Raw genomic sequence first — 12,076 nt, forward strand, 5'->3', positions numbered from 1 at the left:
CCTATTGTGAAGGATTTCAAAGAGTTTGGTTACAATTTCAATACAGGTAACAAAAAAGTGGACATCAAAGACTACCAAAGAGTAACGCTACAGGTTGAGGCATTAATTAGCGGTGAAACTAACCTGGTTGCAAACCTAGCGAATATAAGCGCCGTACTAAATATGGAATTGGCGAATATCAATTGGGTGGGTTTCTATCTCAAAGAGGGCGATCAATTAGTGCTAGGGCCTTTTCAGGGTAACCCTGCATGCGTTCGTATCAATTGGGGTAAAGGTGTATGTGGTACAGCAGCTGCAACAAATACGGTTCAACGCATTAAAGATGTACACCAGTTTGAGGGGCATATTGCCTGTGATGCAGCCAGCAATTCAGAAATTGTTATTCCATTTTCAATCAATGGAGAGGTGGCTGGTGTTCTAGATATTGACAGTCCACTACATGACCGCTTTAGCGAAATCGACGAACAAGGGTTAGTATTGTTGATGGATATGGTCGAAAAAATGCTCAATGAGCCAATTAACTCTAAGTAAAGTACCACTCGGGAGTGGTTTTTACTTGTCATGTCTTTATAATAGCGCTGAATATTATTGAGAATCTCGCGCAAGAGTCGCGTTTAATCAGGAACCCGCATGGAAAACACCGAAAAATTAAAAACCAGTAAAGAAGTGATTGCTTATATTGCCGAATGCTTCCCTAAGTGCTTTACTTTAGAAGGCGAAGCTAAGCCACTGAAAATTGGTATTTTTCAGGATTTAGCAGAACGTCTAAGTGAAGATTCTAAAGTGAGCAAGACTCAACTTAGAGCAGCACTAAGACAATACACTTCATCTTGGCGCTACCTACATGGCGTTAAAGCTGGTGCGGTACGTGTTGACCTAGATGGCAACGACTGTGGCGTACTAGAACAAGAACATGTGGACCATGCGCAACAAGCACTTGCTGAAAGCAAGGCTCGCGTAGCGGCTCGCAGAAAAGAACAGGCTGATAAAGCCCGTGAAGAGCAAAAAGCAAAACGCGCTCAAGCTAAAAAAGCAGCTCCGGCTCGCAAGCCTAAGCCAAGAGCAGAACAACCTAAGCAAGCCCCAGTAGAAACACGCGCATTGAACAACGATGAAATTACTGTTGGTAACAATGTGAATGTTAACATGGGTAAAGGCAACATGGCTGCGACCATTGTTGAAGTAAACAAGGATGATGTGCGAGTGCAACTCAATAATGGCCTGCAAATGGTCGTTAAGGCGGAGCATCTTCGCGCTTAAAAGGAGTTTATCCTGCGAATGAAAATGCGTTCAAAGATTACGCTGATTGCAGCTAGCGTTATGCTAGCTGCCTCTGCAAATGCTGTCGAAGCAAACCTCACGGTAAAAGACTTACCTGTTCTCACCCCTGAAGTTCAGCACCAAACTGCTGCTAAACGAGTGACTTCACGTTTTACTCGCTCTCATTACAAGCAATTCAAATTAGACGACCAGTTTTCAGCAGAGATTTTCGATCGATATCTGAATATGTTGGATTTTAGTCGCAATCTATTTACTCAATCTGAAGTAGATGGTTTTGATACCTATAGACCCCAACTTGATGATGCTCTAAAAGAGGGTGATAACACCATTGCCTTTGAGATGTATAACATTTCAATGAGAAAGCGCTTTGAACGTTACGCGTACGCTCTTGAGCTACTTGATGATGAAATCAAGTTTGATGTTGATGAATCTATAGCGCTGGACCGCAGTGAAGAAGCTTGGCCGACAGATTCAAAGGAAATTGATGAGTTATGGCGTAAGCGAGTAAAGTACGACGCGCTTAATTTGGCTCTGACTGACAAAGAATGGCCAGAAATCAAAGAGATTTTAACGAAACGCTACAACAATGCGATGAAGCGAATTTCACAATCTCAAAGCGAAGACGTGTTTCAGCTGTACATGAACGCATTTGCTCGTCAGGTTGATCCTCATACTAGTTATCTTTCACCACGTAATGCCGATACTTTCCAATCAGAGATGAATCTATCTCTAGAGGGAATTGGTGCCGTGTTGCAGATGACGGATGATTACACGGTTATTCGCTCACTGGTTGCTGGTGGTCCTGCCGCTGGTAGTAAAGAGTTGGGTGAAGGCGATCGAATTGTTGGTGTTGGCCAAGATGGTAAAGAGATAGTCGATGTTATTGGCTGGCGTCTTGATGATGTCGTTGACCTTATCAAGGGACCAAAAGGTACCAAGGTTAATCTGCAAATCTTGCCTGAAGGCAAAGATGCTAAAACACGCGTTGTTACTATCGTTCGCGATAAAGTTCGTTTAGAAGATAGAGCGGTTAAGTCTGAGATCATAGAAAAAGACGGTAAAAAATTTGGCGTTCTTGAAGTACCAAGTTTTTACGTGGGACTTTCAAAAGATACAGACAAATTGATTACTGAGCTTAAAGAGAAGAATGTTGACGGCATTTTAGTGGACCTACGCAATAACGGCGGTGGTGCATTGAGTGAAGCAACCGCACTCTCTGGATTGTTTATCACCAGTGGACCAGTCGTCCAGGTTAGAGACAGTTATGGCCGTATCAATGTTAATGCAGACAACGGTAATGCCATTAGTTATGACGGTCCATTGACAGTTCTGGTTAATCGCTACAGTGCGTCGGCGTCTGAAATTTTTGCTGCAGCTATGCAAGATTACGGACGTGCGGTTATTCTTGGCGAAAATTCGTTTGGTAAAGGCACGGTACAGCAGCATCGCTCGTTGAATCATATTTACGATTTGTTTGACAACGAATTGGGATATGTACAATACACCATTCAAAAATTCTATAGAATTGACGGTGGTAGTACGCAAAACAAAGGCGTGATCCCAGACATTCATTATCCAACACCTATCGACCCTGCTGAAACAGGTGAGAGTGTGGAAGATAATGCACTACCTTGGGATAGCATTGAGCCTGCTAAGTACACTAAACTGAGTGACGAATCGGCACTGATCAAGAAATTGACTGACCAACATGTCAAGCGTATTCAAAATGACATGGAATTTGGTTTCATCGAAGACGATATAGTTCGCTATAAAGAAGAGAAGGACTCGAATGAGCTTTCTTTGAATCTTAAGACCCGTGAGCAAGAGTCTGAGAAACGCGAAGTATTGCGCCTTGAGCGAATCAATGAGCGCCAAAAAGCGAATGGTGAAGAGGCCTTTAAATCACTCGACGATGTGCCAAGTGATTATAAGGCGCCAGATGCTTATCTTGATGAATCGATTTCAATCATGGTTGATATGTTATCAGATAGCTCAAACAGCTAGTGTTGTTGAAAACTAAAATGAATAGGTGGCTTATTAGCCACCTTTTTTTATGTGGTTACTTTACGTCTCTGAATAGGTTTTGGAAATTTAAAGTGTGATTTAGATCAAAATTCTTCGCATTATCGTAGAAGAGTACCTAAGCTTTAAATGTTTTGGGGAAAACTAAGGAATAATGATGCGCAGAATTTTGTTTATCTTCTTCTTGGTCGCGCTACAGTCGTTTAGTGTTGGTGCTAGTGAAAATAAAGAACCGAGCTTTGATTATCCCTTCTTACTAGGGGAATGGTTTATTACCAATCCGGCACCAGAGTCAACACAGGATAACTTTTTAACTATCCGATTAAGCTTTGACTCAAACTACTACTTCACAATAGATATTCAGAAGAAAGATTATTCGGTAGAACGCTGGGAAGGTCTGTACAACGCCAGTGACGATACCATAGTACTTGGTCTGAATACGTCGACTCCCCAAATCTACGCGTACAAAACGACCCACAATCGCCTGAACCTTAATGGCATTACCTTTCATAAAGCGCTCTCGAAACCTTTAGCGGGTATTTGGTCGAGCCAGGTATTGGCAGGCGAGGATATTCTAGCCAGTAATGTTCAAAAGCTTGACCTGATACTTCAGCCTGATTTTGTGTTCATGTTTCGTGCTAGCGGAGAGCAGGGACAAGAGTCGATCAAGCGTGGCATCTATTACATAGAAAACGATCACTTGGTGTTGCTGTATGAAAACGGCGAAACACAATCTAGCTACAGTCTAAATGATGACACCTTGACTCTGTCTGGAACCGGAACCGATATGTACGCAGAATTAGCACGAATGCGATGAATATAGGTTCAAGAATATGGCACCGTTTAGGTGCCTTTTTTATGCTTTGAAGTTTAATTGGTTAACGATATTAATGAGTCGTATTAATTAAACAACTCTGGATGAGTGCTAAATAAACAACAGTCAGTACAAGGTGCATATCGCCTCTAATTTATTAAGTTCAAACGAGGGTAGTACTTGTAATTTTTTCCATAAACATAGACCCTAATCCCTCTACAACATCATTACATAGGAAGTAGGAATGAAAGACGCAGCTCCTGTTCAGCCTGTCGCTAAATATCGCAAAGATTACACCACACCTTCTCACAATATTCTTGATATCGATCTGGTGTTTAAACTGCATCAAACACAAACGGTAGTGGTAGCAACATCGACTGTGTTAGCCAATGACGGCGCGACGAGTTTAAGTTTGGTTGGCGAACACCTTGAGCTTAAAGCAGTTTGCATCGATGGTGTTGATTGGAGTGATTATGAACTTAATGACGAAGGTTTGGTGATTTCAAACTTGCCCGATCAATTTGATATGTCCATCACTACAGAACTAAACCCATCAGCGAACACCGCCCTCGAGGGATTGTATCTTTCAGATGGAGCGTTTTGCACTCAATGTGAAGCGGAAGGCTTCAGACGCATTACTTACTTTCTCGATAGACCCGATGTATTAGCTAAATACACCACCACAATAGAAGCCGACAAGGAAGGTTTTCCATTCCTATTAAGTAACGGCAACAAGATTGCAGAGGGTGAGCTAGAGAACGGCCGACACTGGGTGAAATGGCAAGACCCACATCCAAAGCCGAGTTATTTGTTCGCTTTGGTCGCTGGTTATTTTGATCAGCTGGTGGATAGCTTTACCACTCGCTCCGGCCGTAACGTTGCTTTAGAGATTTTTGTTGATAAGGGAAACCTTAACAGAGCTCATCATGCCATGCTCAGCCTTAAGAACTCGATGAAGTGGGATGAAGAGCGATTCGACCTAGAGTATGACCTTGATATCTACATGATCGTAGCAGTGGACTTCTTCAATATGGGGGCGATGGAAAACAAAGGGCTTAATGTCTTTAATTCAAAGTACGTCCTTGCCGATCAGGCCTCTGCAACAGATAAAGATTATCTTGGTATCGAAGCCGTTATCGGCCATGAATATTTTCACAACTGGACAGGCAACCGAGTGACTTGCCGAGATTGGTTCCAGTTGAGTTTAAAAGAAGGGTTAACGGTATTTAGGGACCAGGAGTTTTCCAGTGATCTAGGATCTCGTCCAGTCAACCGAATCAACAATGTACGCATTATTCGCGGGCCACAGTTCGCTGAAGATGCAAGCCCAATGTCACACCCAATTCGTCCGGATAAAGTGATAGAGATGAATAACTTCTATACATTGACCGTATATGAAAAGGGCAGTGAAGTGATTCGAATGATTCATACCTTGTTGGGAGAAGAAAGTTTCCAATCAGGCATGAAGCTGTATTTTGAACGCCATGACGGCACTGCGGCGACATGTGATGACTTCGTATCGGCTATGCAAGATGCATCCGGTGTCGATTTGAGCCTATTTAAGCGCTGGTACAGTCAATCAGGTACTCCTGTTGTGACGGTAACTGATGAATATGACGCTATTCGCAAGACCTATACGTTGAATATTCGCCAATACACAGCGCCAACAGCCACACAAGAGGATAAGCTGCCTCTACATATACCGTTTGATATTGAGCTGTATCGACAAGACGGTTCTGTTATCCCGTTAGTTACCGACGCAAAGCCCGTTGATTCACTTCTGCAGATTACCAAAGAATCTCATAGCTTTGTGTTTGAGCAAGTTGATGAAAAGCCAACCCCTTCGTTACTTAGAGAGTTTACCGCTCCTGTAAAACTTGAGTACGACTATGAAGAGTCTCAGCTAGTTCACTTAATGAAGTGTTCTACCAATGAAGTGTCGCGTTGGGATGCAGGCCAGACACTGTTAGCTCAATATATAAAGCATGCGGTTAATGAGGGAGTCGACATAGAACTCTCTGATGATGTGATCAATTCGTTTAAAGCTTTACTGACGGATGAGGGCTTAGACAAAGCCTTTGTAGCAGAAGCACTTACATTGCCTCCTCACAGCGAAGTGAGCGGTTGGTTTGATACCATAGATGTAGATGGCATTTCAAAGGCTTTGAAACAGCTTAAATTAGCAGTTGCGAAAGGGCTTGAAAGCGAACTACTAGCGACATACCAATCACTGAGCGGTGGTGAGTATGACATTTCTCATCAGAGCATTGCTAAGCGGGCTCTGCGCAATACCTGCCTCGGCTTTTTATCTTGTTTAGAAGAGCATCAGTCTCTTGCCGAGCAGCACTTTGAAGCCAGTGATAACATGACTGACACCATAGGGGCACTATCAGCGGCAAATCAATCTGATCTAGCAAGTCGTGAAGATCTGATGAATGCATTTAGTGGACGCTGGAGCCACGACGGACTGGTAATGGACAAGTGGTTTATGCTGCAGGGTTCTAAACCAAGCTCCGATGTGTTGTCAAAAGTGAAATCGGCCATGGAGCACAGCGCTTTTAGCATGCAGAACCCTAATAGAGTTCGCAGCGTGCTGGGCTCATTTTTTAGTAATCCTTACGGCTTCCATGCTATAGACGGCAGTGGCTATGAATTTGCTGGGGAAATGTTAGCAAGGCTAAATACGACTAACCCACAAGTGGCATCGCGTTTAATCGATCCAATGCTGAAATTTGCTCGATATGACGAGCAGCGCAAGCAATTAATGCGTCAACAATTAGAGGTATTGCGTGATACTCCTAACTTGGCCAAAGATCTGTTTGAAAAAGTTGAAGCTGCACTTAAATAATTGCATAACAAACAATCGCTTATGAATGAATAGGCTTAGCATGACGCTAAGCCTTTTTTTGTTCTATATTCAAGGGAAAGATTTGCTTATTAACAGTTTCGTCACATATTGAAGATTTTTAGAGAATGCGGCTTTAATTATGTAACGATGATGAAATAAAAAACCTACAATAGCGCCAATAGGCAGATTTATCTGCTTGTGAGACGTGATTTACTAGCCTTGCATTAACATAACAATAAAAATCTCTGACGGAGTGTGCCCCATGAATGCACGTGAACCCTTAGTCCCTGTACTACTTGAAAAAGTCTATCAACTGATCGAAGACAAGCTTGATACGCAGCACCAGACCGTGGTGACTAAGCTTGCGCAACATCTATTTAGTAACATCTCTCATGATGACTTAGTGTCTCGAAATGAATCTGATTTGTATGGTGCGGTTGTAAGCCTATGGCAACATATGAAAGAGAAGGATCTGGATGATTTATCGGTAAAGGTATTTAACCCGACCTTGAGCCGACATGGCTGGCAGTCAACCCACACCATTGTTGAGATCATCTTACCGGACATGTCCTTCTTAGTTGACTCGATTAAAATGACACTGTCACGTATGGGACTATCAAGTCATATCATGTTGCATGGACCAGCCAAGCTGCATTTAAAAAATGGCAAAGTGTTTGATATTAATAACAAAGCTCTTGATGGCCAACTGCAGTCAGTGTTCCATATTGAGGTAGATAGACTCTCTAGTAAGAGTCAGATGGATGACCTGCAACAAGAGCTAGAGAGTGTAGTGCGTGATACCCATTCTGTTGTGAACGATTGGCAACCCATGACGGACGCTTTAAAGAAAGTCGTTAAGCAAGTGAAAGGCCTTGAGAAAGTAAAAGGCATAGACAACAAGCACATTGAAGAATCCCTAGAGTTTTTAAATTGGCTTGGTGATCATAACTTCACCTTGATGGGCTATAAAGAGTACCGACTAGTAGAAGCGAATGATGAACAAATCTTGGAGCCAACTGAAGACGCAGGACTTGGTTTATTTACGGATCAATCTCGCGTACGAGCGACTAAGCTTTCTAATTTTTCCGAGTCTGCTAGAGAAGAGGCCACTAAGCCTTATATCCTTATTCTGACTAAAGGCAATCGTCCATCTCGTATCCATCGACCTGCTTATAATGACTACATCGGTATTAAAACCTTTGATAAGCAAGGTAAGGTGATTGGAGAGCATCGATTTACTGGCCTTTATACTTCAGCGGTATATAACCAAAGCGTTGAGAGTATTCCACTTGTACGCAACAAGGTAGCTCGTATTCTCGAAGGCAGTGGCTTTTTGAAGGGGTCATATGCGTTCAAAGCACTACACAACATCTTAGAAACCTACCCTAGAGACGAATTACTACAAGCTAGCGAAGATGAGCTTTTGTACATTGGGATGGGCGTTGTGCAGATGCAAGATCGAGATATGATCCGACTGTTTGTGCGTAAAGACCCATTTGGTCGCTTCTTGAGCTGTATGGTGTATGTCACCAAAGAGCGCTATAACACCGAGCTCCGCCGTCAAACTCAGCGCATTTTTAAGCGCGCATTTAATACTGACAAAGAGGTTGAATTTACAACGTATTTCTCTGAAAGCCCTCTGGCTCGCACCCATTACATTGTGCGCGTTGAAGACAGCAACCTAACCTTTGATACTAAGAGCATTGAGCAAGACTTGATGGAGGCATCTTCGACTTGGGGAGATAGATTAGAGCAAGCTGTTGTGTCTAGCTTAGGTGAAAGCCGTGGCTTGCCTTTAGCGAAACGCTATATGGAAGCGTTTCCAAGATCCTATCAAGAAGCTGTACTACCAAATGCAGCCGTTGCAGATATTGAACGTTTAGAGCTTCTAAATGAATTTAATCAGTTAGGAATGCTGTTCTACAGACCGCAAGAAGAACTCATCGATTCCAAGGTCGTTCACCTTAAGCTTTATCATAAGCACACGCCCATTCATTTGTCGGATGTCATGCCTATGCTGGAGAACTTTGACTTAAGAGTTATTGGTGAGTCTCCATATCAAGTAGAGACCAATAACGGTGAGACGTATTGGATCTTAGATTTCTCAATGCTCCATAAAGGCAGTAATGCGGTTGATTTCAATAAGGTAAGGGATCGTTTCCAACAAGCATTTGCCGGTGTATGGAAAGGAGAATTAGAGAACGATGGCTTTAATCGACTCATTTTAGGCGCGGGACTTACGGGTGTCGAGACCACAATTCTGCGCGCTTACGCTAAGTATATGCGCCAGGTTGGTTTTCCTTTCAGTCAGCACTACATCGGAGATACGTTAGCCGCGCATCCTAAGCTTGCTAATAATTTGGTGACACTGTTTGAAAAACGCTTCCTTCCAAAAAATAACGGTGATGATGCGTCTCAGTTGAAAGTGATCAAACAGATCAAAGATCAGCTGGAGAAGGTAGAGAGTCTCGATGATGATCGTATCGTGCGTCGTTATGTAGAGATGATTCGTGCAACGCTACGCACTAACTACTATCAGCAAACAAATGATGGCGATCGTAAGCCGTGTTTAGCATTAAAACTGAGTCCTAAGAAAATTCCAGAGATCCCTAAACCGGTGCCAGAGTTTGAGATGTTCGTTTACTCACCGGATGTTGAAGGTGTACATCTTCGCGGGGGCAAAGTAGCACGTGGCGGTTTACGTTGGTCGGATAGACAAGAGGATTTTCGAACCGAAGTACTTGGGCTGGTTAAAGCGCAGCAAGTAAAAAATACGGTGATATTACCGGTGGGTGCAAAAGGCGGGTTCGTTTGTAAGAAACAACATACGCTAACAGGAAGAGACGAAATCTTTGCTGAAGGTCAGCGTTGCTACCGTATGTTCATCAGTTCTTTGTTAGATGTTGCTGACAATATTGTAGACGGTAACCTAGTACCGCCAATTAATGTTGTTCGCCATGACGAAGATGACTCTTATCTAGTCGTTGCGGCCGATAAAGGTACGGCTACGTTTTCTGATATAGCGAACAGCGTGTCTGAAGAATACAACTTCTGGTTAGGGGATGCATTTGCATCAGGTGGTTCAAATGGCTATGACCATAAAGTCATGGGGATCACGGCAAAAGGGGGCTGGGAATCAGTTAAACGTCATTTCCGTGAGCTGGGTGTTAACTGTCAAACGACTAACTTTACGGTTATCGGTGTTGGTGACATGGCTGGTGATGTGTTTGGTAATGGCATGTTGCTATCAAAACATATCTTGCTACAAGCTGCGTTTAACCACCTTCATATTTTCATTGATCCAAATCCTGATGCGGCAAGTTCTTACAAAGAGCGAGAGCGTTTATTCAACACCCCAAGAACTGGCTGGGATGACTACGATAAGTCATTGATATCAAAGGGCGGCGGTGTTTTCTCCAGAAAAGCCAAATCCGTGACGCTGTCACCTGAAATCAAAGCTATGCTAGGCGTTGACGAAGATGCAATGGCGCCAAATGAGCTCATAAAGCATATCTTAATGATGCAAGTCGACCTGTTGTGGAATGGCGGAATCGGCACCTATGTTAAATCGAGTAAAGAAAGCCACTCAGAAGTAGGCGATAGAGCCAATGATTCACTGCGAATAAACGGCAATCAATTGCGTGCAAAAGTAGTCGGTGAAGGTGGTAACCTTGGGTTAACTCAACTTGGTCGCATTGAATTTGCACTTAACGGTGGCCGCGTCAATACAGACTTTATTGACAATGTGGGCGGAGTAGATAGCTCTGACAATGAGGTTAACATTAAGATTTTGCTAAATGGCCTAGTGCAAAACAGCGATCTTACCTTAAAACAAAGAAATGAAATCCTAGATTCGATGGAACAAGACGTATCTGAAATCGTCTTGCACGATGCTTACTGTCAATCAGAGTCAATCTCTGTGACAGAGGAGCAAGGTGTCAATGGTATGAAAGAGCAGATGCGCTTCATTCATACTATGGAAAAAGCAGGGCATTTAGATAGACAACTTGAATATATTCCTGACGATGAACAACTTCAAGAGCGAGAGAAACAGGGCGTTGGGCTAAGTAGACCAGAGCTTTCTGTGCTGGTGGCCTATGGCAAAATGCTGTTAAAAGAGCAGCTTGCTACTGACGCAATTGCAAATGACAAGTATCACTCTCGTATGCTGGTGGAATACTTCCCTGATAGGTTACGACGTAACTATTCTACCAGTATGGACTCGCATCCACTGCGTAGTGAAATAATTGCAACGGCACTTGCTAATGAGATAGTCAATGAAATGGGCTGCAATTTTGTCACTCGTCTTCAAGAAGAGACGGGAGCCAATGTTGTTGATATAGCGAATGCTTTTGCCGCGTCAAAAGAGTTGTTTAAATTCTCTGAAGTGTTTAGCAAAATTCGCGAACACGATAATCGCATCGACACCAGCGTTCAATACCAATTGATGGTCGTGATACGCCGCACGTTGAGACGATTAACTCGTTGGATGTTACGAAACCGATCACACAATAGTAGTGTTGAACAGTTGGTCGAACGCTTTAAAGCTGATGTGGAAGTGATCGTTAGTAAGCTAGATCAATTCTTGGTGCCAAGTGAAGTTGAACAGCATCAAAGCATTGCACAGCAATGGATTGAGAAGGGGGTTGATAAGTCATTGGCAAATTACTTAGCGAGACTTTCAAGCTTATACTGCTGTTACGATATTTCCCTGGCGGCCAAAGAGTGTGGCACAACCATCGAGCGTACAGCAAAACTCTACTTCTACTTAGGTGATCGATTGTCACTGCACTGGTTCCTTGATCAAATCAATAATCAGGTAGTGGATAATAACTGGCAGGCCTTAGCCCGTGCAGCCTTTAGAGAGGATCTTGATTGGCAGCAACGTCAGTTGACTGTGCAAGTGTTGAAATGTAATTGTGGTGATTCACCGCTTTCAGAAGAAGAGACCATAGAAAACTGGATCGTTAACAATCGCATTGCTTTGCAACGTTGGGAGAACACCTTGAACGAGTTTAAGGTAGGTAATGTGCATGAATTTGCTAAATTTTCCGTTGCTTTGAGAGAGTTGATGCTTTTGAACTTGAATTGTGAAGCTACAAAGTAAATAA

Annotated in this window: 6 protein-coding genes; all 6 read left to right on the top strand. The window is 43.0% G+C overall.

Features of this window, described 5'->3' with window-relative positions:
• Nucleotides 1-57: 57 nt before the first annotated feature.
• The 6 genes from OCU46_RS06805 (at nucleotide 58) to OCU46_RS06830 (ending at nucleotide 12,072) form a co-directional block, all read left to right on the top strand.
• Complete coding sequence (locus tag OCU46_RS06805) at nucleotides 58-531, top strand: GAF domain-containing protein (RefSeq protein ID WP_141271480.1); 474 nt, start codon at nucleotides 58-60, stop codon at nucleotides 529-531.
• 99 nt (nucleotides 532-630) lie between these two features.
• Entirely contained in the window at nucleotides 631-1,260 is a 630-nt protein-coding gene (proQ, locus tag OCU46_RS06810; protein WP_141271309.1) for an RNA chaperone ProQ, read from the top strand.
• Nucleotides 1,261-1,278: 18 nt separating this feature from the next.
• A complete protein-coding gene (gene prc, locus OCU46_RS06815) occupies nucleotides 1,279-3,285 on the top strand; it encodes a carboxy terminal-processing peptidase (RefSeq protein WP_141271310.1) in 2,007 nt (668 codons plus the stop codon).
• 175 nt (nucleotides 3,286-3,460) lie between these two features.
• Nucleotides 3,461-4,120, top strand: a complete 660-nt coding sequence (locus OCU46_RS06820) for a hypothetical protein (RefSeq protein ID WP_141271311.1) — start codon at nucleotides 3,461-3,463, stop codon at nucleotides 4,118-4,120.
• A 241-nt stretch (nucleotides 4,121-4,361) separates the two neighbouring features.
• Nucleotides 4,362-6,965: an aminopeptidase N gene (gene pepN / locus OCU46_RS06825; RefSeq protein ID WP_141271312.1), complete on the top strand. Its 2,604-nt coding sequence runs from the start codon at nucleotides 4,362-4,364 to the stop codon at nucleotides 6,963-6,965.
• Between the two features lie 262 nt (nucleotides 6,966-7,227).
• Nucleotides 7,228-12,072, top strand: coding sequence for an NAD-glutamate dehydrogenase (locus OCU46_RS06830; RefSeq protein ID WP_141271313.1), 4,845 nt, complete (start codon nucleotides 7,228-7,230; stop codon nucleotides 12,070-12,072).
• The last annotated feature ends 4 nt before the right edge of the window (nucleotides 12,073-12,076 follow it).

The sequence above is a fragment of the Vibrio comitans genome, from assembly GCA_024346835.1.
Taxonomy (GTDB): domain Bacteria; phylum Pseudomonadota; class Gammaproteobacteria; order Enterobacterales; family Vibrionaceae; genus Vibrio; species Vibrio comitans.